The organism is Pseudothioclava arenosa (genome assembly GCF_002358085.1).
Lineage (GTDB): Bacteria > Pseudomonadota > Alphaproteobacteria > Rhodobacterales > Rhodobacteraceae > Pseudothioclava > Pseudothioclava arenosa.
In genome coordinates this window covers 26,288-49,149 of record NZ_NTJD01000008.1, presented here as the reverse complement: position 1 = coordinate 49,149, position 22,862 = coordinate 26,288, and the positions used below count along the sequence as shown (strand labels likewise).

Sequence of the window (22,862 nt, the reverse complement as noted above, 5' to 3'; positions counted from 1 at the left end):
ACCTCTTCCTGAGTTGCCACCCTCTGGGGGCGGTTCTTTAGCTGCCTGATTTCGGGCATGATCATTGATGGGTTACCCCAATGCCCGGAGTTTGGGCCGATTGGTCAAAGATCGTCAAGCAGCCTTTCAGGCTTCCGCAAGGGCAACTGAGGAACTAAGCGGCATCCGCTCATTAAACCGGCAAACAGCCGAAAAATTTCCGCGCAGCCGCACGCGCCGCTCAGGTGGCGCAAAGCGCCCAGAACCGGCCTGCATGCTCAAGGGCCTCACGTTTGACCGCAGCGGTTGCAGAGGCTTCCTCGTCCTCGCCCCATTGCTCCGCCTGCCAATCCTCATCGATTCGGGACAGAACCCAAGCCTCGCCCGCACCGATCCGCCCCCGCGCCACCGCAAGGCCCAGCACGAGCGATCCGGTGATGCCCACAAGGTCATGCAGCGCCGCCATGCGGAACGGATCGACCTCGGACACGAGCGCATGCAACCGCATCAGCGCCGCCTCGGATTGCGCCCTGGGCAGGACGCCCGCCGTCACCTCAAGGCGCACGCCCAGCTCGGCCTCGGCCCAGTCCAGCAGCGGGTCCCAGACCGCAGCCTGACGCGTCACCAGATCCTCGGGCGCCTCGGCGCGATAGCACAAAAGATCGGTGCCGCCATATTCGGCGATCAGCGCGGCGACTTCGGCGAATTGCGTGGCCACCTTGTCGATCGCGGCATTGGCCGAGCGCGTCACCGGCATCGTCGCCGGATTGACCTTTTCCTCTTGCGCGTCCCATTCGGCGGCGATGGCGGCGGCCATGGCCTCGGTCGGCAGGACAAGTGCGGCCTTCGCCGGCGTTTTCACGCTGCGCCCATCAAGCTGCACCGCATAACCACCCTCGACGGGGCAGACCGATGCCTCTTTCCAGAACCGCTTGGCCGTCCAACCGCTCATGCCACTTCCTCCAGAATCTCCAGGACCGTCGCTTCAAGCTCGGTGAAGCTGTTGACGATCCGCGCCGCCCCCGCCGCCTCAAGCGCCGAAACCGGGTGATAGCCCCAGCTCACGCCGATCGGGGTGACCCCGGCGGCGCGCGCCATCTCGATGTCGTATGTCGTGTCGCCGATCATCACCGCCGCGCGCCGCCCGACGCCAGTCTCGGAAAGCGCGGCAAAAATCATCTCGGGATCGGGTTTCGAGGGGTGATCGTCGGCAACCTGCTGTGTCACGAACATCCCGTCGAGCCCGTGATGCGCGATCAGCGCGTTCAGCCCGCGCCGCGATTTGCCCGTGGCCACGCCCAAAAGCAGGTCGTCACGCGAATGCAGGTCGCGCAGGCAGTCCAGAGCGCCCGGATAAAGCGGGGCGGGGCTCGCCGCGCGCGAGGTGAAATAGCTCGCCTTGTAGCCTTCAACGATGCGCTCTTGCAGCGGCACATCCAGCCCGGGCGCGAGCCGCGCCACCGCGACGGGCAGCGACAGGCCGACGATCGACAAGACCGCCTCGCGCGAGGGGGCGGCGAGATGCACGCTCTCGAAGGCCAGTGTCATCGCATGGGTGATATGGGACTGGCTGTCGGAAATCGTGCCGTCCACATCGAAAATCGCAAGCTTCATTCCAGATCCTCGAACGGGTCGGCGGGCACGTCGGCCTCGGACCAGCCCAGCGTCTTCCAGGTGCGTTTCATGTGCTCGGGCAAAGGCGCGGTCAGGGTAATGCGCTTGCCGGTGACGGGGTGGTCAAAGCTGATCTGGCGGGCATGCAGATGCAGCTTGCGGCTGATCTCGCCGCCCAGTTGCGCGCCCCAGCCATCACCGAGGTTCTCCTGCCCCGAGCCGCCGTATTTGCCGTCGCCGATGATCGGGTGGCCCATCTCGGCCATATGCGCGCGCAGCTGGTGCGTGCGCCCGGTGATCGGCACCAGCGCCATCCATGCCACGCGCGAGCCCAGCGCATCGAGCACCGCGTAATCGGTTGTGGCGCGCTTGGCATCGGGGAAATCGCCGATCTTGGCGGGATGGATGCAGACCATCTTCTCGCCCTCGCCGCCGCGACCATGGCCGGGCGCCTTCATCAGCGCGAAACGCACCGTGCCAAGCTTGGGGCTGGGCACACCAGCCACCGCCGCCCAATAGATCTTGCGCGTGGTCTTGTTGCGGAACGCCTCGGAAAGGCGCCGCGCGACCCGGTCGGTGCGCGCCAGAAGCAGCACGCCCGAGGTGTCCTTATCAAGCCGGTGCACCAGCTTGGGGCGCTCTTTATAGCCGAATTTCAGCGCCTCGGCCAAACCGTCGACATGGCGATTACCCTGCCCCGAGCCGCCCTGCGACGGCAGCCCCGGCGGCTTGTTGATCGCGATGATATGCTCGTCCTTCCAGAGCACCGAGGCCTGGATCATCTTTTCATCGGCCTGCGAGACCCCCTCGGCACGGTCAGCGGGCAAGGGCCGCTCGCCCGGCGCGGGCAAGGGCGGCACACGCACCTCCTGCCCCGGCTCGACGCGGGTGTTCGCCTTCACGCGCCCGCCATTCACCCGCAGCTCGCCCTTGCGGCACATCTTTTCGATCGCGATTTGCGAGAGCTGCGGGAAGCGGCGCTTGAGCCAGCGGTCAAGGCGCTGCTCGCCCTCGTCTTCGGTCACTTTCAGAAGTTGAACGCCGCTCATGCCGCCCCCAGAATTGCACGCATTGCATAGATGCCGGCCACCAGCCCCAGGAGGCCCGCCGAAACCGACAGCCCCACATAGGCCGCCGCCAGCGCCGTGTCACCGCGCTCGATCAGCGTCCAGGTCTCCAGCGAGAAGGACGAAAACGTGGTGAAGCCGCCAAGGATGCCGGTGGCAAGGAGCGGGTTCAGATGCGTCATCTGCTTTTGCCCCAGGAACACCACCAGGAGCCCCATCAGGAACGAGCCAAGGATATTGACGAAAATCACCCCGAGCGGCATCGGCTGCAGACCGAAGATCCGCAGGATCGCCACCCCGGACAGATAGCGCCCCGAAGCCCCGATCGCGCCGCCCAAAGCGACCTGTAGAACCGTCATCAGCATGCTGTGCTCCTTTGCGCCCATAGGCCCGGGCCGCCCGCGAATGTCAACCGCCGCGCTTGCCACGCAGTTTGGCGAACCACTCGACGCGCTTTTTCAACTCGCGCTCAAACCCGCGCTCAACCGGGGCGTAAAGCACGGGGCGCTTCATCGTCTCGGGGAAATAATTCTGCCCCGAAAACCCGTCTTCGGCGTCGTGGTCATAGGCATAACCGGCGCCATAGCCTTGCTCTTCCATCAGCTTGGTGGGCGCGTTCAGGATATGCTTGGGCGGCGGCTCCGATCCGGTGCGCTTGGCCTCTTTGCGCGCCGCCTTATAGGCGATGTAGCCCGCGTTCGACTTCGGCGCGAGCGCGAGGTAGATCACCGATTGCGCCAGCGCGAGTTCCCCCTCGGGGCTGCCCAGCCGCTCGTAGGTTTCCCAGGCGTGCAGCGCATGCGATTGCGCCTGCGGGTCGGCCAGCCCGATATCCTCGACGGCCATCCGCACCAGCCGCCGCGCCAGGAACCGCGGGTCTTCGCCGCCTTCAAGCATCCGCGAAAACCAGTAGAGCGCCGCGTCCGGGTCCGAGCCACGCACCGATTTATGCAAGGCCGAGATCAGGTTGTAATGCTCATCGCCGGACTTGTCGTATTTTGCCGCGCGCCGCATCAGCCGTGCCGAGAGCGCCTCGGTATCGAGCGGCGCCGCAACCTTCCAGGCCGCGACCTGCTCAATCAGGTTCAAGAGCGCGCGCCCATCACCATCGGCCATCTCCAGAAGCGCCTCGCGCGCGGGCGCCTTCAGCGGCAGGCCCTGCCCCAGCGCCTTTTCCGCGCGCTGCGCCAGCAATTCCAGATCGGCCAGCGACAGCCGTTCGAGCACGATCACCTGCGCGCGGCTCAGCACGGCGGCGTTCAGCTCGAAGCTCGGGTTTTCCGTGGTGGCGCCGACTAGAAGGATCGTGCCATCCTCCATATGCGGCAGGAAACTGTCTTGCTGCGCCTTGTTGAAGCGGTGGATCTCATCGACGAACAGGAGCGTGCCACGTCCCCGCCCCGCGCGCAGCTTGGCCGCCTCAAAGACTTTGCGCAGGTCCGGCACGCCGGTGAAGATCGCGGAAATCTGCACGAAGGCGCGGTCGGTTTCCTCGGCCAGAAGCCGCGCGATCGTGGTCTTGCCGACACCGGGCGGCCCCCAGAGGATGATCGACGACAAAGACCCCGCGGCCAGCATCGCGCCCAAAGGCCCTTCGGGGCCAAGCACATGGCGCTGGCCGATCACCTCGGAGAGGTGCCGGGGACGGATACGATCCGCGAGCGGGCGATGCGCCGTGGGCGCGGGCCCGGAAGAAGGGGAGTCGAACAGGTCGGCCATGATGGCGCGAGCCTAGCGCCAGCCGATGGCCTCCGCAATCGGGCGGATGGGTCGGGCCCGAAGGCCCGACCCGGTTGCGATCAGTGCAGGTTCTGCGAGAAATCCATCGACACGACCTGGTTGTTGACCCCTTCGATTTCCATCACCGGGCCCATCGCCGTCATCGACACCCCCACGCGCCCTGCCCAACGCGGCCAGTTCGCGTTCAGCAGCGTCAGGCACGAGGTCGCGCCGAGACGACGCGCCGCATTGCCCAACTCCATCACCAGCTTGGCATGGACGCGCCGACGCATCGCGGCGGGCACGTCATGCGCCACGAACAGACGCGAGCTTTCCCAGATGGTCTCGGCCACCGGCGCCTCTTCATACAGAAGATGCGAGGGGATCGTTTCCAGGAGCCCGCGCTGCGCGTCGCGGATCATGTAGCTGTAGATGCCGCATTTGGTCGTGGTCGGCGTCAGCCGATTCCCCGCCAGCACGCGGCCCAGCTCGTCATGCACGACGACCCAGCGGCTCGCCGGGGTGTCGTACTGGTCGTATTCCATGCCCATCGCCTCGGGCAGGTTCCACTTGTTGTGGACAATGAACAACTCCCGGCGCGCGCGAAGCATATTCGCGAAAAGCTCTCCATGGTTGTGGAAGTTGTCGAAAGAAAGGGTAGTGGTCAGCATAAGTGCCTCCTGCAAGTTCGTGATTTAGGTCAGCGTGCGCAGGTGGCTGGACTTTAGAGCAGACGATAATCCTTGGCGCGTTGGATCGCCTCGGCCGTCGTGCGCGCCATCAGGCGGTTCCGAGCGGAGATGAGACGCGCCTTGAGCGCGCTTTCGGTTATCCCCAGTTTTGCAGCGGCGGCTGCATGTCGATCGCCGCCTGCAACACATCTGAGCGCCTCGACCTGAGCCGTCGTCAGCTCAAAGGGCGGTTCCGTCATGTCGTGCAATTCGCAGACGATCCCGTGAAGCGCTTCCATCTCTTGCCGGGTGAATTCCCGGTCGTCCCGCGCGAAGCTCGCGATGGTGCGGGACCGGATCGGGCCGACGGCGACCGTCATCCCGTATTTCAGGCCGAATCGCGCGGCCTCCCTGAACAGGTGGAACGGATCGGGCAGCGCCGGATCGCTCCAGCGGATCACACCCGTCGTCGAGAACCCCCAGGCCGTCATCGGATCGCGCAGGACGAAGCCGTTGTCGGTATAATAATCAAGCCAGGCCTTGTCGTAGGTCTGAAAGGATATCAGTGGCGCGGTGAAACGGATATGCAGCCCGACAAAGAACCCGCGCGGCGCAAACTTGCCCAGCACCGCAAGCTTCTGATCAATCCCTCTGTGTACAATCATCTGTCTTGAAATTGCCTTGATAGAATTCTCGCACAGGCGCCCGAGCCTCGGGGCCTACGTTTACGTTAACCTTATTGCGCCCGTATCGGTTGCGCAATTCACAGTTTACAAAATCAGAGGATGATCAACCAAGGGTAATATTCCAGCAACAAAAAAACCCCGCTCTTGCGAGCGGGGTCTGTTTCGTGCCGATGCGGCGCGAGGATCAATCCTCGGCGGCGTCCTCGGCTTCGACGCGGGCCTTGTCGGCGGCGCCTTTGGCGGCCGGGTCACGGTCGACGAATTCGATGATCGCCATCGGCGCCATGTCGCCATAGCGGAAGCCGGCTTTCATGATGCGGATGTAGCCGCCCTGACGCTCTTTGTAGCGGGGGCCGAGCACTTCGAACAGCTTCGCGACGTCCTTGTCTTCTTTCAGCTGAGCCGCGGCCTGACGACGGGCGTGCAGGTCGCCACGCTTCGCCAGCGTGATCAGTTTTTCGACGATCGGACGCAGTTCCTTGGCTTTCGGCAGGGTGGTCTTGATCTGCTCGTGCTCGATGAGCGAGCCAGCCATGTTCGAGAACAGCGCTTTGCGGTGTTCGTGGGTACGGTTCAGACGGCGGTAACCGCGAGCGTGACGCATGATAAATCTCCTATTCGCGTTTTGCTTTGTCTTGCCCGACCTGCGTTGGATCGGACTTCGTTGGGGCGGATTTGCCCAAGGTTCCCGGCCAGTGCCGGCATTTACCGGGGGGCATGTAGCGCACGCCCCCCGTCTGAGTCAATCAGAACTGATCTTCAAAGCGCTTGGCCAGATCTTCGATGTTCTCCGGCGGCCAATCCTCGACTTCCATGCCGAGGTGCAGGCCCATGCCCGAGAGCACTTCCTTGATCTCGTTGAGCGACTTGCGGCCGAAGTTCGGGGTGCGGAGCATCTCGGCTTCGGTTTTCTGGATGAGATCGCCGATATAGACGATGTTGTCGTTCTTGAGGCAGTTGGCCGAACGGACCGACAGCTCCAGCTCGTCGACTTTCTTGAGCAGCAGCGGGTTGAACTCGAGGCCGTCATCGGCATCGGCCTTGCCCGCGGCTTCCGGCTCTTCGAAGTTGACGAAGATCGACAGCTGGTCTTGCAAGATGCGCGCGGCATAGGCCACGGCGTCTTCCGGCGTGATCGAGCCGTCGGTTTCGATTTTCAGCGTCAGCTTGTCATAGTCCAGCACCTGACCTTCGCGGGTCGGCTGCACTTCGTAGGCGACTTTCTTCACCGGCGAATAGATCGCATCGATCGGGATCAGGCCGATCGGCGCATCTTCGGGGCGGTTCTTGTCGGCCGCGACATAGCCTTTGCCGGTGTTCACGGTCAGCTCCATGAACACGTCGGCGCCATCGTCGAGGTGGCAGATCACGTGATCCTTGTTCAGCACTTCGATGCCAGCGGTTTCCGAGATGTCACCGGCGGTGACAACGCCCGGGCCCTTGGCCGAGATCGCGAGGCGCTTCGGACCTTCGACGTCCATGCGCAGGGCGACGCCCTTGAGGTTCAGCACGATGTCGGTGACATCTTCACGCACGCCCGCAACCGAGGAGAACTCGTGCAGAACGTTGTCGATCTGCACCGAGGTGATCGCCGCGCCTTGCAGCGACGACATCAGCACGCGGCGCAGCGCGTTGCCCAGCGTCAGACCAAAACCGCGCTCAAGCGGTTCGGCGATGACGGTGGCCTGGCGCATGGGATCGTTGCCGGCTTTGATTTCAAGCTGGGTCGGCTTGATCAATTCGGCCCAATTCTTATGGATCATGCGTTGCCTCCATTCTTGTTTTCAGCCCATGTCCGAAAGCTGAAAACGCCCGAGGAAAATGCGAAAACGACCGGCCCGCGCGAGGGATCTCGCACGGGCCGACCGCAAAAAATCAGATCACACGCGGCGGCGTTTCGGCGGGCGGCAGCCGTTGTGCGCGATCGGGGTGACGTCACGGATCGAGGTGACGGTCAGACCGACAGCGGCCAGCGCACGCAGCGCCGACTCACGGCCCGAACCCGGGCCCTGCACTTCGACGTCAACCGTCTTCAGGCCGTGCTCCTGCGCCTTGCGGGCAGCGTCTTCGGCGGCCATCTGCGCGGCGTAGGGGGTCGATTTCCGCGAACCCTTGAAGCCCATGGTGCCAGCCGACGACCACGAAATGGCGTTGCCTTGCACGTCCGAGATCAGGATCTTGGTGTTGTTGAACGACGAGTTCACGTGAACCACGCCGGCAGCGATGTTTTTGCGCTCTTTGCGCTTCGTGCGAACCTTATCGCGAGCCATATCTCAACCCTCCCTTACTTCTTCTTGCCGGCGATCGGCTTGGCCGGGCCCTTGCGGGTGCGGGCGTTGGTATGGGTGCGCTGACCGCGAACCGGCAGGTTGCGGCGGTGGCGCAGGCCGCGGTAGCAGCCGAGGTCCATCAGGCGCTTGATGTTCATCTGGGTCTCGCGACGCAGATCGCCTTCGACGGTGAAGTTCGCGTCGATATGTTCGCGGATCGCGAGCACTTCGGCATCCGAAAGCTCGTTCACGCGACGGGTGGCTTCGATGCCCACCGCTTCGCAGATCAGCTGCGCGGTGTGGGGACCGATACCGGTGATGTAGGTCAGAGCGATCGGGACGCGTTTCCCGGTCGGAATGTTGACGCCAGCAATACGTGCCAAAGCGCTTATCCTTTCGTTGCGGTTCCGTAGCACCAGAACCTTTTTTCACAACTGAAGGCCCGAAACGGCGTTCGGGCCCCCGCGAAGTTTTCCTTCAGAGAATCTTTCCTTTGCAAGAATGATTCTCCTGAGAGACGCCGTGACCTAGAGGGAATTTCCCGCAAGGTCAAGCGCGCAATCACCTTAGCCTGCCGGCTGGTCCAGAATAGCCGCGATCGCGCCCGCGACATCCTCGATATCGGCGAGGCCATCGACGCTGCGCAGCGCGCCGGCGTGATAGTAGTAGCCGATCAGCGGCGAGGTTTTCTTGTAGTATTCCATCAGGCGCTGCTTGAGGCTGTCTTCGTTGTCGTCAGCCCGGCGCTTGAGATTGGTCGAGCCGCACTCGTCGCAGACACCCTCGGCCTTAGTCGGCTTGGTCTCGTCGTGATAGACCTCGCCGCACTCGCCGCAGGTAAAGCGACCGGTGATCCGGCGCACCAGCGCCTCGTCATCGACGCGCATCTCGATCACCGCACCAAGCGTCTGGCCGGTTCGCGCCAGCAGCTCGCCAAGCGCATCGGCCTGCGCCAGCGTGCGCGGGAAGCCGTCGAAGATGAAGCCATTGCCGCCGGCGCTGCCGATCTTTTCCTCGATCAGGCCGATCACGATCTCATCGGTGACAAGCTCGCCGCGCGCCATCACGTCGGCGACCTTCTTGCCCATCTCGGTGCCCGAGCTCATCGCCTCGCGCAGCATGTCGCCCGTCGAGAGCTGGACCATGCCGCGCTCTTCCACGAGGCGACGTGCCTGGGTGCCTTTACCGGCGCCCGGCGGACCGAGCAGGATGATATTGACCATGATTTCACTCCCGTCTTGCGAAGATCAGCGGCGCGACGGCGCCTTGCGAGCAGCCTTCTTCTTGCTGCCGCCACGGCCGCGCAGTTGCGACTTCTCGATCAGACCTTCGTACTGATGCGCCAGAAGGTGCGACTGAACCTGGTTCACCGTGTCCATCGCCACCGAGACCACGATCAGCACCGAGGTGCCGCCGAAGTAGAACGGAATCGAGAGCTGCGAGCGCAGGATCTCGGGCAGAAGGCAGACGGCGGCCAGATAGACCGAACCGATGGCCAGAACGCGTGCCACGACGTAATCGAGGAACTCTTCGGTCTTCTTGCCGGGACGGATGCCCGGAATGAAGCCGCCCTGGTTCTTCAGGTTGTCGGCCACCTCGTCCGATTTGAACGACACGTTCGCGGTGTAGAAATAGGCGAAGAAGATGATCATCGCCGCGAAGAACAGCAGGTAGAGCGGCTGCCCGGGCCCGAAATAGGCGAGGATCGTCGACATCACCGGGCCGGTCTGCGCGCCCGAGAAGGTCGCGATCGTGGTCGGCAGCAGCAGGAGCGACGAGGCGAAGATCGCCGGGATCACGCCCGCCGGGTTCACCTTGATCGGCAGGTGCGAAGAGCCACCGTCATAGATCTTCATGCCGACCTGGCGGCGCGGATATTGAATGTGGATCTTGCGCAGCGCGCGCTCCATGAACACCACGAAGCCGATCACCGCCATCACCATCACGATCACGCCCAGCGTCACCGGGGTCGAGATCGCACCCGACTGGCCCTGCGCGAAGAATTGCGCCAGCGCGGCGGGAATCTCGGCGACGATGCCGACGAAGATGATGAGCGAAATGCCGTTGCCGATGCCGCGCGCGGTGATCTGCTCACCCAGCCACATCAGGAACATGGTGCCGCCAACCAGCGTGATCACCACCGAGGCGATGAAGAACAGGCCCGGATCATGCGCGAGGTCACCGGCTTCGAGCGAGCGCGCCAGACCGAAGGCCTGGAAGGTCGCGAGGCCGACGGTGGCGTAGCGGGTGATCTGGTTGATCTTCTTGCGGCCCTGCTCGCCCTCTTTCTTCATCTGCTCCATCGCCGGGAACAGCGAGGTCAGCAGCTGCACGATGATCGAGGCCGAGATGTAGGGCATGATGCCAAGCGCGAACACGCCCATCCGCCCCAGCGCGCCGCCGGTGAACATCGAGAGGATGCCGCCGAGGCCCGAGGCCGCGCCCTGCATGAACTCCCGCAGCGCCACCGTGTCGATCCCAGGAACCGGGATGTAGGTGCCGAGGCGATAGATGATCAAAAGCCCGATGGTGAAGAAGATGCGCTGCCGCAGCTCGGTCGCCTTACCCAAGGCCTCCCAGCTGAGGTTCGCCGCCATTTGCTCTGCAGCAGATGCCATATGCCCGTCTCTTTCATGCGAGCGCCGCCGGACCGTTCCCCGGTCGGCGGCGCCTTGGAAAACCTGTTGCCTATGTAAGCGGGCCGAGGCCCGCTCACAACCGCTTATTCAGCGGCAGCGGTCGCCACGGTCAGCTTGCCGCCGGCTTTCTCGACGGCCTCGATGGCCGCTTTCGAAGCGCCGGTCACGTTCAGCGTGACAGCCGACTTGATCTCACCCTTGGCGAGAACGCGGATGCCGTCGAGCTTGCGGCGCACGAGGCCCGAAGCGACCAGCGCGTCTTCGGTGATCTCGGCCTTGGCGTCGATCTTGCCGGCTTCGATGAATTTCTCGATCAGGCCGAGGTTGATCACCGCGAATTTCGAGGCGTTCGGCTTGGTGAAGCCGCGCTTCGGCAGGCGGCGATACAGCGGCATCTGGCCGCCTTCGTAGCCGTTCAGAGCCACACCCGAACGCGATTTCTGGCCCTTGATACCACGGCCAGCGGTCTTGCCCTTGCCCGAACCCGGGCCGCGAGCAACGCGTTTCTTCTTGCGGGCAGCGCCTTCGTTGTCGCGCAGTTCATGCAGTTTCATGTCGCTTCTCCTTTGCCGGAAATACCCCCGAAGCGAAAACGGGGCAGACACGGCGTTTCTTGTTGATTCTTGTGGCCACGGTCGGCCACCGGGGGCGTATAGTTGGATAATCTCCAACGTTCAAGCACTCTGCGCGGACAATCGTGCATCCTCACTTACAGGTATCAAGCTGGAAGAACTCCTTACGAAGGTCCGCGAAATACGCGTCCAGAACGCCATCGGTGCGATAGCTGTCAGCAACCATATAGATGTCTGCAACGGCGAAACCGTACTTTTGGGAAAAGGCGCGAGCTTCCTCCTCAAAGTCCCGCAACCTTCTGAATTCATTAATCCAGCCATCTGTCGGGCCGGCAGGCGAAAACCCAAATTCACGAAATGCAGCGCCCTGCTGAAAAGATTCAGCCCGGCGCCAGAGGGAGGCAACCGATGCTTCATAACTTGAGCATTCGCCCGCCAAAGAAGGCATCGCTAGCAATACAAAACAGGCAATTGCTGGAGTGAACACTCTCATTTAAATGTCCTGAGGCGGAAAGAGATGAATACCTCTTTTCGATACCAGAACTTACCTTCCCCATAAAGACAGCAACGTTTCAAGCCGTAAAGAATGACCACCCGTCGGGCGCAAAACCATGGATCGCGGCCAGCAGTGTCAGCTTTTCCTCATGCGCCCAGACCGCCTCGGGGGTCAGCGCGATCACCGGTGACGTTGCCTCGACATAGCGCTCGCCGTCTTCGTCATCGGCCTCATACCATTCGACCGCATAGCCCGAACCCTCGGCGGCCTGCGTGAACGCATCCCAATCGGCCGAGTGGTCATCGGCCACGAACTGGAAATGCACCGCGGCCTCGGCAGGCATGTCCTCCATCTGCGCCATCTGGCGGAAAATCTCGGCCGTCTCGGCCTTTTGCGCGTTCATATCCATCGGAACCTCCTTGGGCGCCACCGGGCCCCATGAAAAACGCCCCGGCCTTTCGACCGGGGCGCTTCGAGTGTCAGGTGAGCAAAGCTCAGCCTTTTTCTTCCACGATGGTCACGAGATGCGGGATCTTGTTGACCATGCCGCGGACCGAGGGGGTGTCCTCGAGCTCGCGGGTGCGGTTGATCTTGCCGAGGCCCAGACCTTTGAGGGTCGCGGCCTGGATGGCCGGGCGGCGGCTCGCCGAAGCGATTTGTTTCACAACGATGGTTTTAGCCATGGGTCAAACTCCTCAGGCTTCAGCCGCAGCGTCAGCTTCGGCTTCCGGCTTTTTCAGAATGTCGGCAACTTTCTTGCCGCGACGCGCCGCCACCGAGCGGGGCGAAGCTTCTTTCTGGAGGCCGTTCAGCGTGGCGCGGATCATGTTGTAGGGGTTCTGCGAACCGATCGACTTCGAGACGACGTCTTTGACGCCCAGCATCTCGAACACGGCGCGCATCGGACCACCGGCGATGATCCCGGTCCCTTCCGGGGCGGTGCGCATCACGACTTTACCAGCGCCATGACGGCCCTCGATGTCGTGGTGCAGCGTGCGGCCATCGCGCAGCGGCACACGGATGAGCTGGCGCTTGGCCTGCTCCGTCGCCTTGCGGATCGCTTCCGGCACTTCTTTCGCTTTACCCTTGCCGAAGCCGACGCGACCACGCTGGTCACCGACGACGACGAGCGCGGCGAAGCCAAAGCGCTTACCGCCCTTCACGGTTTTCGACACGCGGTTGATCGCAACCAGACGATCGGCGAATTCCGGGGTTTCTTCGCGCTCTTCGCGACGGCCCCGACGGTTTTCACGTTCTGCCATGAGGCATTCCTTTCGTGAATGGGCGCTTTCACGCCATGTCATCCAATCCTGGTGGGCGACGCTGGGCCGCCCCCGGATCATCGGGGGGACGCGAACGTCCCCCACTTTTGGCTTAGAACTTCAGGCCGCCTTCACGGGCAGCATCGGCCAGAGCCTTGATCTTGCCGTGGAACAGGAAGCCACCGCGGTCGAAGTAGCACTCTTCGACGCCAGCCGCTTTCGCACGCTCGGCAATCGCCGCGCCGACTTTCGCCGCCGCTTCGACATTGTTCTTGCCGACCACACCGAGATCCTTTTCGAGGCTCGAAGCCGCGGCAAGGGTCACGCCGTTCACGTCGTCGATCAGCTGAACGCTGATGTTCTTCGAGGAACGGTGCACCGACAGACGCGCGCGCCCGTTGGCCATGGCCTTGATCTTGTTCCGCACGCGCAGGCGGCGCTTGAGGAACAGTTGACGTTTGTTGTTCGCCATTTTCGCCACCCTTACTTCTTCTTGCCTTCTTTGCGGAAGATATACTCGCCCTTATAGCGGATACCTTTGCCCTTGTAGGGCTCCGGCGCACGCCATTCGCGAATATTCGCGGCAACCTGACCAACGATCTGCTGGTCGATGCCTTCCACAACGATTTCGGTCTGCTTCGGGGTCGCCACGGTCACGCCCGCGGGAACTTCGAAGTTCACCTCGTGCGAGTAACCGAGCGAGAGCTTGAGCACGTTACCCTGCATCGCGGCACGGTAACCAACACCCTGGATCTCCAGCTCTTTCTTGAAGCCTGCGGTGACGCCGGTGACGAGGTTCGCGATCATCGAACGCGCCATGCCCCACTGCTGACGGGCGCGCTTCGAAGTGCCGCGCGGCGTCACAGTGACCACATTGCCGTCGACCGCGAGGGTCACGTCATCGGTGGCGGTGAAGGAGCGGGTCCCTTTCGGGCCCTTCACTTCGATGGTCTGGCCCGAGAGCTGCGCCGAAACGCCGCCGGGGAGCTCGACCGGTTTTTTACCAATTCGAGACATCAGGACCTCCTTAGAACACGGTGCAGAGCACTTCACCGCCAACATTGGCAGTGCGTGCAGCCGCGTCCGACATCACGCCCTTGGACGTGGAGATGATCGACACACCCAGGCCCTGGCGGACCGAGGGCACGTCTTTCGCGGCCATGTACACGCGGCGACCGGGGGTCGAAACGCGCTTCAGCTCACGAATGACGGGGGTGCCTTCGTAGTACTTGAGGCTGATTTCCAGCTCCGGATGGCCTTTGGCATCCGTCGCGGGCTCGTAGCCGCGGATGTAACCTTCCGCTTGAAGCACATCCAGCACCCAGGCGCGCAGCTTCGAAGCCGGCGTACGGACGGTGGATTTGCCGCGCATTTGCGCGTTGCGGATGCGGGTCAGCATATCGCCGAGAGGATCGTTCACAGACATTCCCGGTCTCCCTTACCAGCTCGACTTCACCATGCCGGGGATCTGGCCGTAGGAGGCCAGTTCGCGCAGCATGATCCGCGAGAGTTTGAGCTTACGGTAGTAAGCGTGGGGACGGCCGGTCAGTTGGCAACGGTTGTGCAGACGCACGGCCGACGAGTTGCGGGGCAGTTCCGCCAGTTTCAGAGACGCCTTGAAGCGCTCTTCCATCGGGCGGTCCTGATCGGCGATGATCGCCTTCAGTTCGGCGCGCTTGCCGGCGTACTTGTTCACAAGACGCTGGCGCTTAACTTCGCGCGCAACCATGGATTTCTTAGCCATTAATCTCTTCTCCCCGCGATCAGGCGTTGAACGGCATGTTGAAATGCTTCAACAGCGCCTTCGCTTCCGCGTCATTCGAAGCGGTGGTGCAGATGATGATGTCCATGCCCAGAACTTCATCGACCTTGTCGAAGTCGATTTCCGGGAACACGATGTGCTCTTTCAGGCCCATCGCGAAGTTGCCACGGCCATCGAACGAGGGCTTCACACCGCGGAAGTCGCGCACGCGCGGCAGGGCGATGTTGATCAGTCGATCGAGGAATTCATACATCCGGTCGCCACGCAGGGTCACCTTGCAGCCCAGCGGCATCTCTTCACGAACGCGGAAGCCGGCGATCGACTTCTTGGCTTTCGTGGTGACAGCCTTCTGACCGGCGATGAGCGTCAGCTCTTCGGCGGCTTGCTTGACTTTCTTGGTGTCCTTGACGGCTTCGCCGACGCCCATGTTCAGGACGATCTTGTCCAGACGCGGGATCTGCATGTCGTTCTTGTAGCCGAACTCTTCTTTCATGCCAGCGCGGATGGTGCCGGCATAGAGCGTCTTGAGACGCGGGGTGTAGGTCGCTTGATCCAGCATCAGATCGCCTCCCCGGTGGACTTGGCGAAACGGACCTTCTTGTCGCCTTCCATGCGGAAGCCAACGCGGGTCGCTTTGCCGTTCGCGTCGATCAGAGCCAGGTTCGACAGGTCGATCGGCATGGCTTTCGCCACGCGGCCGCCTTGCGACGTCTGGGTTTGACGCTGGTGACGGATGGCGGTGTTCACGCCGTCCACGATCGCTTTACCGGCTTGCGGCATCACTTGGGTGATTTCACCCTGTTTGCCTTTGTCCTTGCCGGCCAGCACGACGACCTTGTCGCCTTTGCGGAGCTTAGCAGCCATCACAGCACCTCCGGAGCGAGCGAGATGATCTTCATGAAGTTCTTGGCGCGCAGCTCACGCACGACCGGCCCGAAGATACGGGTGCCGACCGGTTCGCCCTGGTTGTTCAGGATGACGGCGGCGTTGCGGTCGAAGCGGATGGCGGTGCCATCTTCACGACGGACTTCTTTGGCGGTGCGCACGACGACGGCCTTGCGGACGTCACCTTTCTTCACGCGACCACGCGGGATGGCTTCCTTGACGGACACGACAATGATGTCGCCCACCGACGCATAGCGACGGTGCGAACCACCCAGGACCTTGATGCACTGAACTCGGCGAGCGCCGGAGTTGTCAGCAACATCCAGATTGGTCTGCATCTGGATCATTTGGTTACTCCCGACCTTTGGGGATGACCCCCAGGGTTTCGATAAACTGAAAGTTTATCGCCGGGACCTGAGAGAACTCAGGCCTCGACGACGACCTTCCAGCGCTTGGTCTTCGAGATCGGCGCGCACTCTTCGATGCGAACGGTGTCACCGGTCTTGAATTGGTTGGCTGCGTCGTGCGCGCGATATTTCTTCGACTTGCGGACGGTTTTCTGCAGCAGCGGGTGCTTGAAGCGGCGCTCGACGAGGACGGTCACGGTCTGATCGTTCTTGTCCGAGGTCACGACACCTTGAAGGATACGTTTGGGCATCGGAAGTCTCCTTATTTCGCAGCTTCGGCGGCTTTGGCGTTCAGCACCGTCTTGATGCGGGCAACGTCACGACGGACGGCGCGCATGCGGGCGGTGTTCTCGAGTTGGCCGGTGGCCTGCTGGAAGCGGAGGTTGAAGGCTTCCTTTTTCAGCGCAACGAGTTGCTCACGCAGCTCGTCAGGCGTTTTCGCCTTGAGTTCTTGGGCGTTCATCCCATGGTCCTTTCTTGGCACCAGAGGGCCCCCGGAGGGTGACCCTGTTTCTGGTGGGTTATGTCTCCCGCAACCGATTCCCGGAGGAACCGATCTGGCGGATGCCGCGTCCTACAGGAAAGCGCCCTATGGGGCAACCCCTGTTTCCGCGAAACCGTCCGCCCTGCCCGGAAATGCAAAAGCCCCGCCGAAGCGGGGCTTTCGTTTTCTTTCGCGGTCCGGACTTACCAGTCCTGACGGGCCACGATGCGGGTGCCGATCGGCAGCTTGGCGGCACCGAGGCGCAGCGCTTCGCGGGCGATCGTTTCGTTCACGCCGTCGATCTCGAACATCACGCGGCCCGGCTTGACCTTGGCGGTCCAGCGGTCCACCGAGCCCTTACCTTTACCCATCCGCACTTCGGTCGGCTTGGCGGTGACCGGGTTATCCGGGAAAATCCGGATCCAGACACGGCCCTGACGCTTCATGTGGCGAGTGATCGCACGACGCGCAGCTTCGATCTGACGCGCGGTGATGCGCTCGGGCTCGGCCGCCTTCAGGCCAAAGGACCCGAAGTTGAGGTCGAAACCGCCCTTGGCTTCACCGTGGATGCGGCCTTTGTGCAGTTTGCGGAACTTCGTCCGTTTCGGTTGCAGCATCTCTCATACTCCTCAGCGGGCGTCGCGACGCGGGCCGCGCGGAGCCGGCCCGTCCTGGGCTTCGGCAATGCGACGGTCGCGGGCTTGCGGATCATGTTCCATGATCTCGCCTTTGAAGATCCAGGTCTTCACGCCGATGATCCCGTAGGGGGTCGACGCTTCGGCCAGCGCGTAGTCGATGTCGGCACGCAGGGTGTGCAGCGGCACGCGACCTTCACGGTACCATTCGGTACGCGCGATCTCGGCGCCACCCAGACGACCCGACACGTTCACACGGATGCCAAGGGCACCCATGCGCATCGCGTTCTGCACCGAGCGCTTCATGGCGCGGCGGAACGAGACACGACGCTCGAGCTGCTGGCAGATCGACTCGGCGACGAGCTGGGCGTCCAGTTCGGGCTTGCGGACTTCAACGATGTTGAGGTGCAGTTCCGACTTGGTGAAATTCGCCAGCTTCTTGCGCAGAGCTTCGATGTCAGCGCCTTTCTTGCCGATGATCACGCCCGGACGAGCAGCGTGAATGGTCACGCGGCACTTCTTGTGGGGGCGCTCGATGATCACGCGGGCAACACCGGCCTGCTTGGCTTCTTCGTGGATGAACTCGCGCATGCGGAGGTCTTCCAGCAGCAGATCACCGTAGTCCTTGCTGTCGGCGTACCAGCGGCTATCCCAGGTGCGGTTGACCTGGAGGCGCATGCCGATCGGATTAACCTTCTGACCCATTACGCTTGCTCCTCGATCTGACGCACCTTGATGGTGAGTTCCGAAAACGGCTTCATGATCTTGCCGAAACGGCCACGCGCACGCGGACGACCGCGCTTCATGACCAGGTTCTTGCCAACCCAGGCTTCGGCGACGACGAGGCTGTCGACATCGAGGCCGTGGTTGTTTTCGGCGTTGGCGATCGCCGACTGCAGGCACTTCTTCACGTCATCCGAGATCCGCTTCTTCGAGAAGGTCAGATCGGCCAGAGCCTTATCGACCTTCTTGCCGCGGATCAGGGCGGCGACGAGGTTCAGTTTCTGCGGCGAGGTGCGAAGCATGCGGGTTTTCGCCATTGCTTCGTTGTCCGCCACGCGGCGCGGATTCTTTTCCTTACCCATGGCTCTTACTTCCTCTTGGCTTTCTTGTCGGCAGCGTGCCCGTAGTAGGTACGGGTCGGCGAGTATTCACCGAACTTCTGACCGATCATCTCTTCGGTGACGTTCACCGGGATGTGTTTCTGACCGTTGTAGACCCCGAAGGTGAGGCCCACGAATTGCGGCAGGATGGTGGAACGACGCGACCAGATCTTGATCACTTCGCCTTTGCCCGACTCGCGCGCTTTCTCTGCTTTCTTCAGCAGATAGGCGTCAACGAAAGGGCCTTTCCAAACAGAACGTGCCATATCTTAACGACCCTTCTTAGCGTGACGCGAACGGAGAATGTACTTGTCCGTGTTCTTGTTCGAGCGGGTCCGCTTACCTTTGGTGGGCTTGCCCCACGGGGTAACCGGGTGACGACCACCCGAGGTCCGGCCTTCACCACCACCATGCGGGTGGTCGATCGGGTTCATCGCGACGCCGCGGACGGTCGGACGCACGCCCATGTGGCGCTTACGACCGGCTTTACCGAGGTTCTGGTTCGAGTTGTCGGGGTTCGACACGGCACCGATGGTGGCCATGCATTCCTGACGCACGAGACGCAGTTCGCCCGACGAGAGGCGGATCTGCGCGTAGCCGCCATCGCGGCCGACGAATTGCGCGTAGGTGCCGGCGGCGCGGGCCAGCTGGCCGCCCTTGCCCGGCTTCAGTTCCACGTTGTGCACGATGGTACCGATCGGCATGCCCGAGAAGGGCATCGCGTTGCCCGGCTTGATGTCCTGCTTGGCGCCCGAGATCACGGTGTCGCCGACAGCAAGACGCTGCGGGGCCAGGATGTAAGCCAGTTCGCCGTCCGCATATTTCACCAGTGCGATGAAAGCGGTACGGTTGGGGTCATATTCGATCCGCTCGACGGTGGCCGGAACATCGAATTTGCGACGTTTGAAGTCGACGATACGGTAGAGACGCTTCGCGCCACCACCTTTGTGCCACATCGTGACGCGCCCGGTGTTGTTCCGGCCGCCGGTCTTGGTGAGGCCTTCAACGAGGGCCTTGACCGGGCGACCTTTCCAAAGCTCCGAACGGTCGATCAGAACCAGCCCACGCTGGCCCGGCGTCGTCGGTTTATACGACTTGAGTGCCATGCTCTCTGTCTTCCGTTGCTTTGAACCTTAAGGTCCGTTTCGTATGGGGCGCCGTAGCTCCCCGCTCACGTATTTTCAGTCGCCTGAAAAGATAAAGCTCAACGGGCCCGATTGCTCGGACCCGCGAGATTCGTGCGGCTTCTATCAGAGGCCGGTCGAAACGTCGATAGCGTTTCCGTCTTCCAGCGTGACATAGGCTTTCTTGACGTCCGAACGCTTGCCGAGCATGCCCCGGAAACGCTTGGTCTTGCCTTTGGTGATCGTGGTGTTGACCGCTTTCACCTTCACGCCGAAGAGGGCTTCGACAGCTTCCTTGATCTGCGGCTTCGAGGCGGTTTTCGCCACTTCGAAGACGACCGCACCATTTTCCGAGGCCATGGTGGCTTTCTCGGTGATGATGGGCTTCACGATCACGTCGTAATGTTCAGCTTTCGCGCTCATTTCAGACGAGCCTCCAGAGCTTCGATACCCGCCTTCGTGATCACGAGCGTGTCGCGACGCAGGATATCATAGACGTTGGCGCCCATCGACGGCAGCACATCGATACCTTCGATGTTGCGCGCGGCCTTGGCGAAGTTCTCGTTCACCGCGGCACCGTCGATGATCAGCACGCGCTTCCAGCCGAGTTCCTTGGCGGCCTTGGCGAGCTGGGCGGTTTTGGCTTCGGCCATCTCGGCGGAGTCCAGCACCACGAGGTTACCGGCCTTGGCTTTCGACGACAGAGCGTGCTTCAGGCCGAGGGCGCGGAACTTCTTGGGCAGGTCATGGGCGTGCGACCGCGGGGTCGGGCCCTTGTAGACGCCACCGTGACGGAAGATCGGAGCCTTCTTGGAGCCGTGACGCGCGCCACCGGTGCCCTTCTGGCGATAGATCTTCTTGGTCGAATAGCTGACTTCCGACTTGGTCAGGACCGAGTGCGTGCCAGCCTGCGCCTTCGCGCGCTGCCAGCGCACGACGCGGTGCAGGATGTCCGCGCGCGGCTCCAGACCAAAGATGTCATCGGCCAGATCGATCGAACCGGCCTTGCCGGCGTCGAGCTTGATCACATCGAGTTTCATGCTTCACCCCCTTCAGCCGAGACTTCCTCGACCGGAGCAGCGGTTTCTTCCTTGGCGGCCGATTTTAGCGCAGCCGGGGTCGGAACGTCCGACGGCAGCGGCTTCTTCACGGCATCCTTGATGGTGACCCAGCCGCCCTTGGCGCCCGGAACCGACCCTTTGACCAGGATCAGACCACGCTCGGCGTCGGTCTTGACGACCTGGATGTTCTGCGTGGTGACACGCACAGCACCCATGTGGCCGGCCATCTTCTTGCCCTTGAACACGCGGCCCGGGTCCTGACACTGACCGGTCGAACCGTGCGAACGGTGCGAGATCGACACACCGTGCGAAGCGCGCAGACCACCGAAGTTGTGGCGCTTCATAACACCCGCAAAGCCTTTACCGATCGAGGTGCCGGCGATGTCGACATGCTGACCGGCGATGTAGTGTTCGGCCGAGATCTCGGCGCCCACTTCGATCAGGTTGTCGGGGCTCACGCGGAACTCGGCGAGCTTGCGCTTCGGCGCCACGTTCGCTTTCGCGAAGTGACCACGCATCGCGGCCGAGGTACGTTTCGCTTTCGCTTCACCCGCACCGAGCTGAACGGCGGTGTAGCCGTCGGTCTCTTCGGTGCGCTGCGCGACGACCTGCAGGTTGTCGAGTTGCAGCACCGTCACCGGGACTTGCTTGCCGTCTTCGAGGAACAGCCGGGTCATGCCCAGCTTCTTGGCGATAACACCAGAACGCATCGTCGCCTCCTTAGACTTTGATCTCGACGTCCACGCCCGCGGCGAGGTCGAGCTTCATCAGCGCGTCCACGGTCTGCGGGGTCGGATCGACGATGTCGAGAAGACGTTTATGGGTGCGGATTTCCCACTGGTCGCGCGACTTCTTGTCGATGTGCGGACCACGGAGAACCGTGAATTTCTCGATTTTGTTCGGCAGCGGGATGGGCCCGCGCACCTGAGCACCCGTGCGCTTCGCGGTGTTCACGATTTCCTGGGTGCTGGCATCCAGCACGCGGTAATCGAACGCCTTGAGCCGGATGCGGATATTTTGACCAGTCATTGTCAGTCATGCCTCTCGCATGGCGTTAAGGTTGAGAGGCAGACGGCACCGAATGTGGCGCCTGCATCGAACCAGTAATCTTGGCAGATCAGGCGCGTCCTCTATGGGGGATACCTGAGTCTGTCAAGAGCGAATGGCGCGCCTTTCGGCGCACCATCCAAATTCGTTCAGCACTGTCATGCGCGGGCCCCGAAAGGCCCGCGAAATCTTCGCTTACGCGAGGATTTTCGACACGACGCCGGCGCCGACGGTGCGGCCGCCTTCGCGGATGGCGAAGCGCAGGCCGTCTTCCATCGCGATCGGGGCGATCAGTTCGACTTCGAACTTCAGGTTGTCGCCCGGCATCACCATCTCGGTGCCTTCCGGCAGCGTCACGGTGCCGGTCACGTCGGTGGTGCGGAAGTAGAACTGCGGACGGTAGTTCGCGAAGAACGGGGTGTGGCGGCCACCTTCTTCTTTGGTGAGGATGTAAGCCTCAGCCTCGAACTTGGTGTGCGGCGTCACCGAACCCGGCTTGCACAGAACCTGACCACGCTCAACGCCTTCACGGTCCACACCGCGCAGCAGCGCGCCGATGTTGTCGCCAGCTTCGCCGCGGTCGAGCAGCTTGCGGAACATTTCAACACCGGTGCAGGTGGTTTTCTTGGTCGGGCGGATGCCGACGATTTCGATCTCGTCGCCGACGTTGATCACGCCACGCTCCACACGACCGGTCACAACCGTGCCGCGGCCCGAGATCGAGAACACGTCTTCGATCGGCATCAGGAACGGCTGGTCGATCGCACGAGCCGGGGTCGGGATGTACGAGTCAACGGCTTCCATCAGCGCGTGGATCGAGTCTTCGCCGATCTCTTTCATCTCGCCGATCAGCGCCTGGTGCGCCGAGCCCTTGATGATCGGAATGTCGTCGCCCGGGTAGTCGTAGGACGACAGCAGTTCGCGAAGTTCCATCTCGACCAGCTCGAGCAGCTCTTCGTCGTCAACAAGGTCAACCTTGTTCATGTAGACAACCATCGCCGGGATGCCCACCTGACGGCCGAGCAGGATGTGCTCGCGCGTCTGCGGCATCGGGCCGTCCGAAGCGGCGCAAACCAGGATCGCGCCGTCCATCTGCGCAGCACCCGTGATCATGTTCTTCACGTAGTCGGCGTGGCCGGGGCAATCGACGTGCGCGTAGTGACGGTTCGGCGTCTCGTATTCAACGTGAGCCGTCGAGATCGTGATCCCGCGAGCGCGCTCTTCCGGAGCACCGTCAATCTGGTCGTAGGCCTTGAATTCGCCGTAGTATTTCGTGATCGCAGCCGTCAGCGTCGTCTTGCCGTGGTCAACGTGACCAATCGTGCCAATGTTGACGTGCGGTTTCGTACGTTCAAACTTTCCTTTTGCCATAATGGCCT

37 protein-coding genes are annotated in these 22,862 nt (G+C 62.4%); all 37 read right to left on the bottom strand.

The features are described 5' to 3' along the window. Positions 1-220: 220 nt before the first annotated feature. The 37 genes from CLN94_RS10920 to tuf all read right to left on the bottom strand — a co-directional run bounded on the left by CLN94_RS10920 (position 221) and on the right by tuf (position 22,854). On the bottom strand, positions 221-931 hold the full coding sequence (locus CLN94_RS10920; protein WP_096433983.1) for an ATP12 family chaperone protein: 711 nt from the start codon (positions 929-931) through the stop codon (positions 221-223). Further along, positions 928-1,593, bottom strand: a complete 666-nt coding sequence (locus CLN94_RS10915) for an HAD-IA family hydrolase (RefSeq protein WP_096433982.1) — start codon at positions 1,591-1,593, stop codon at positions 928-930. Before CLN94_RS10915 ends, CLN94_RS10920 begins: the two co-directional genes overlap by 4 nt. After that, positions 1,590-2,642, bottom strand: coding sequence for an RluA family pseudouridine synthase (locus CLN94_RS10910; protein WP_096433981.1), 1,053 nt, complete (start codon positions 2,640-2,642; stop codon positions 1,590-1,592). The genes CLN94_RS10915 and CLN94_RS10910 overlap by 4 nt, the downstream gene beginning before the upstream one ends. Continuing rightward, the gene (gene crcB, locus CLN94_RS10905) at positions 2,639-3,025 is read right to left on the bottom strand and encodes a fluoride efflux transporter CrcB (protein WP_096434091.1); all 387 of its coding nucleotides are present in this window, start codon (positions 3,023-3,025) and stop codon (positions 2,639-2,641) included. Before crcB ends, CLN94_RS10910 begins: the two co-directional genes overlap by 4 nt. 43 nt (positions 3,026-3,068) lie before the next feature. After that, entirely contained in the window at positions 3,069-4,379 is a 1,311-nt protein-coding gene (locus CLN94_RS10900; RefSeq protein ID WP_096433980.1) for a replication-associated recombination protein A, read from the bottom strand. Positions 4,380-4,459: 80 nt separating this feature from the next. Beyond that, positions 4,460-5,050, bottom strand: a complete 591-nt coding sequence (locus tag CLN94_RS10895) for an acyl-homoserine-lactone synthase (RefSeq protein WP_096433979.1) — start codon at positions 5,048-5,050, stop codon at positions 4,460-4,462. 53 nt (positions 5,051-5,103) lie between these two features. Further along, on the bottom strand, positions 5,104-5,715 hold the full coding sequence (locus CLN94_RS10890; protein WP_096433978.1) for a helix-turn-helix transcriptional regulator: 612 nt from the start codon (positions 5,713-5,715) through the stop codon (positions 5,104-5,106). A 205-nt stretch (positions 5,716-5,920) separates the two neighbouring features. Continuing rightward, positions 5,921-6,340 (bottom strand): 50S ribosomal protein L17, encoded by a 420-nt coding sequence (gene rplQ, locus CLN94_RS10885; RefSeq protein ID WP_096433977.1) that lies wholly within the window; start codon positions 6,338-6,340, stop codon positions 5,921-5,923. 142 nt (positions 6,341-6,482) lie between these two features. Then, positions 6,483-7,499 carry a DNA-directed RNA polymerase subunit alpha gene (locus CLN94_RS10880; protein ID WP_096433976.1) on the bottom strand — a complete coding sequence of 339 codons (1,017 nt, stop codon included), beginning with the start codon at positions 7,497-7,499 and terminating at the stop codon, positions 6,483-6,485. Between the two features lie 117 nt (positions 7,500-7,616). Then, the gene (rpsK, locus tag CLN94_RS10875; protein ID WP_096433975.1) at positions 7,617-8,006 is read right to left on the bottom strand and encodes a 30S ribosomal protein S11; all 390 of its coding nucleotides are present in this window, start codon (positions 8,004-8,006) and stop codon (positions 7,617-7,619) included. A 14-nt stretch (positions 8,007-8,020) separates the two neighbouring features. Then, positions 8,021-8,389 carry a 30S ribosomal protein S13 gene (rpsM, locus tag CLN94_RS10870; RefSeq protein ID WP_096433974.1) on the bottom strand — a complete coding sequence of 123 codons (369 nt, stop codon included), beginning with the start codon at positions 8,387-8,389 and terminating at the stop codon, positions 8,021-8,023. A 183-nt stretch (positions 8,390-8,572) separates the two neighbouring features. After that, positions 8,573-9,229 (bottom strand): adenylate kinase, encoded by a 657-nt coding sequence (locus CLN94_RS10865; RefSeq protein ID WP_096433973.1) that lies wholly within the window; start codon positions 9,227-9,229, stop codon positions 8,573-8,575. Positions 9,230-9,253: 24 nt separating this feature from the next. Further along, complete coding sequence (gene secY / locus CLN94_RS10860; protein WP_096433972.1) at positions 9,254-10,624, bottom strand: preprotein translocase subunit SecY; 1,371 nt, start codon at positions 10,622-10,624, stop codon at positions 9,254-9,256. Between the two features lie 104 nt (positions 10,625-10,728). Further along, entirely contained in the window at positions 10,729-11,199 is a 471-nt protein-coding gene (gene rplO / locus CLN94_RS10855; RefSeq protein ID WP_096433971.1) for a 50S ribosomal protein L15, read from the bottom strand. A gap of 151 nt (positions 11,200-11,350) precedes the next feature. Continuing rightward, the gene (locus CLN94_RS13835) at positions 11,351-11,710 is read right to left on the bottom strand and encodes a hypothetical protein (RefSeq protein ID WP_143598911.1); all 360 of its coding nucleotides are present in this window, start codon (positions 11,708-11,710) and stop codon (positions 11,351-11,353) included. Positions 11,711-11,789: 79 nt separating this feature from the next. Further along, on the bottom strand, positions 11,790-12,122 hold the full coding sequence (locus CLN94_RS10850) for a ribonuclease E inhibitor RraB (RefSeq protein ID WP_096433970.1): 333 nt from the start codon (positions 12,120-12,122) through the stop codon (positions 11,790-11,792). 85 nt (positions 12,123-12,207) lie between these two features. After that, positions 12,208-12,396: a 50S ribosomal protein L30 gene (rpmD, locus tag CLN94_RS10845; RefSeq protein ID WP_096433969.1), complete on the bottom strand. Its 189-nt coding sequence runs from the start codon at positions 12,394-12,396 to the stop codon at positions 12,208-12,210. 12 nt (positions 12,397-12,408) lie between these two features. Beyond that, positions 12,409-12,975, bottom strand: a complete 567-nt coding sequence (rpsE, locus tag CLN94_RS10840; RefSeq protein WP_096433968.1) for a 30S ribosomal protein S5 — start codon at positions 12,973-12,975, stop codon at positions 12,409-12,411. Positions 12,976-13,087: 112 nt separating this feature from the next. Beyond that, the gene (rplR, locus tag CLN94_RS10835) at positions 13,088-13,447 is read right to left on the bottom strand and encodes a 50S ribosomal protein L18 (protein WP_096434090.1); all 360 of its coding nucleotides are present in this window, start codon (positions 13,445-13,447) and stop codon (positions 13,088-13,090) included. Positions 13,448-13,458: 11 nt separating this feature from the next. Then, on the bottom strand, positions 13,459-13,992 hold the full coding sequence (rplF, locus tag CLN94_RS10830) for a 50S ribosomal protein L6 (RefSeq protein ID WP_096433967.1): 534 nt from the start codon (positions 13,990-13,992) through the stop codon (positions 13,459-13,461). 10 nt (positions 13,993-14,002) lie between these two features. Beyond that, positions 14,003-14,401: a 30S ribosomal protein S8 gene (gene rpsH, locus CLN94_RS10825; RefSeq protein ID WP_096433966.1), complete on the bottom strand. Its 399-nt coding sequence runs from the start codon at positions 14,399-14,401 to the stop codon at positions 14,003-14,005. A gap of 12 nt (positions 14,402-14,413) precedes the next feature. Beyond that, on the bottom strand, positions 14,414-14,719 hold the full coding sequence (gene rpsN / locus CLN94_RS10820) for a 30S ribosomal protein S14 (RefSeq protein ID WP_096433965.1): 306 nt from the start codon (positions 14,717-14,719) through the stop codon (positions 14,414-14,416). Positions 14,720-14,738: 19 nt separating this feature from the next. Next, the gene (rplE, locus tag CLN94_RS10815; RefSeq protein ID WP_096433964.1) at positions 14,739-15,296 is read right to left on the bottom strand and encodes a 50S ribosomal protein L5; all 558 of its coding nucleotides are present in this window, start codon (positions 15,294-15,296) and stop codon (positions 14,739-14,741) included. Then, the gene (rplX, locus tag CLN94_RS10810) at positions 15,296-15,601 is read right to left on the bottom strand and encodes a 50S ribosomal protein L24 (RefSeq protein WP_096433963.1); all 306 of its coding nucleotides are present in this window, start codon (positions 15,599-15,601) and stop codon (positions 15,296-15,298) included. Before rplX ends, rplE begins: the two co-directional genes overlap by 1 nt. After that, a complete protein-coding gene (gene rplN / locus CLN94_RS10805; protein WP_022705624.1) occupies positions 15,601-15,969 on the bottom strand; it encodes a 50S ribosomal protein L14 in 369 nt (122 codons plus the stop codon). The genes rplX and rplN overlap by 1 nt, the downstream gene beginning before the upstream one ends. A 77-nt stretch (positions 15,970-16,046) precedes the next feature. Beyond that, the gene (rpsQ, locus tag CLN94_RS10800; RefSeq protein ID WP_096433962.1) at positions 16,047-16,280 is read right to left on the bottom strand and encodes a 30S ribosomal protein S17; all 234 of its coding nucleotides are present in this window, start codon (positions 16,278-16,280) and stop codon (positions 16,047-16,049) included. An 11-nt stretch (positions 16,281-16,291) separates the two neighbouring features. Continuing rightward, positions 16,292-16,492, bottom strand: a complete 201-nt coding sequence (gene rpmC / locus CLN94_RS10795; RefSeq protein ID WP_096433961.1) for a 50S ribosomal protein L29 — start codon at positions 16,490-16,492, stop codon at positions 16,292-16,294. A gap of 224 nt (positions 16,493-16,716) precedes the next feature. Beyond that, entirely contained in the window at positions 16,717-17,130 is a 414-nt protein-coding gene (gene rplP, locus CLN94_RS10790; RefSeq protein WP_096433960.1) for a 50S ribosomal protein L16, read from the bottom strand. 12 nt (positions 17,131-17,142) lie between these two features. Then, positions 17,143-17,853, bottom strand: a complete 711-nt coding sequence (rpsC, locus tag CLN94_RS10785) for a 30S ribosomal protein S3 (RefSeq protein ID WP_096433959.1) — start codon at positions 17,851-17,853, stop codon at positions 17,143-17,145. Continuing rightward, a complete protein-coding gene (gene rplV / locus CLN94_RS10780; protein ID WP_096433958.1) occupies positions 17,853-18,233 on the bottom strand; it encodes a 50S ribosomal protein L22 in 381 nt (126 codons plus the stop codon). Before rplV ends, rpsC begins: the two co-directional genes overlap by 1 nt. A 5-nt stretch (positions 18,234-18,238) precedes the next feature. Further along, positions 18,239-18,517: a 30S ribosomal protein S19 gene (rpsS, locus tag CLN94_RS10775; protein WP_096433957.1), complete on the bottom strand. Its 279-nt coding sequence runs from the start codon at positions 18,515-18,517 to the stop codon at positions 18,239-18,241. Between the two features lie 3 nt (positions 18,518-18,520). Beyond that, on the bottom strand, positions 18,521-19,357 hold the full coding sequence (gene rplB, locus CLN94_RS10770) for a 50S ribosomal protein L2 (RefSeq protein ID WP_096433956.1): 837 nt from the start codon (positions 19,355-19,357) through the stop codon (positions 18,521-18,523). A 144-nt stretch (positions 19,358-19,501) separates the two neighbouring features. Continuing rightward, the gene (locus CLN94_RS10765; protein WP_096433955.1) at positions 19,502-19,798 is read right to left on the bottom strand and encodes a 50S ribosomal protein L23; all 297 of its coding nucleotides are present in this window, start codon (positions 19,796-19,798) and stop codon (positions 19,502-19,504) included. Beyond that, the gene (gene rplD, locus CLN94_RS10760) at positions 19,795-20,415 is read right to left on the bottom strand and encodes a 50S ribosomal protein L4 (protein WP_096433954.1); all 621 of its coding nucleotides are present in this window, start codon (positions 20,413-20,415) and stop codon (positions 19,795-19,797) included. Before rplD ends, CLN94_RS10765 begins: the two co-directional genes overlap by 4 nt. Then, entirely contained in the window at positions 20,412-21,146 is a 735-nt protein-coding gene (gene rplC / locus CLN94_RS10755) for a 50S ribosomal protein L3 (RefSeq protein ID WP_096433953.1), read from the bottom strand. The genes rplD and rplC overlap by 4 nt, the downstream gene beginning before the upstream one ends. A 10-nt stretch (positions 21,147-21,156) precedes the next feature. After that, a complete protein-coding gene (gene rpsJ / locus CLN94_RS10750) occupies positions 21,157-21,465 on the bottom strand; it encodes a 30S ribosomal protein S10 (protein ID WP_036639457.1) in 309 nt (102 codons plus the stop codon). A 213-nt stretch (positions 21,466-21,678) separates the two neighbouring features. After that, positions 21,679-22,854, bottom strand: a complete 1,176-nt coding sequence (tuf, locus tag CLN94_RS10745) for an elongation factor Tu (RefSeq protein ID WP_096433952.1) — start codon at positions 22,852-22,854, stop codon at positions 21,679-21,681. Positions 22,855-22,862 lie beyond the last annotated feature (8 nt).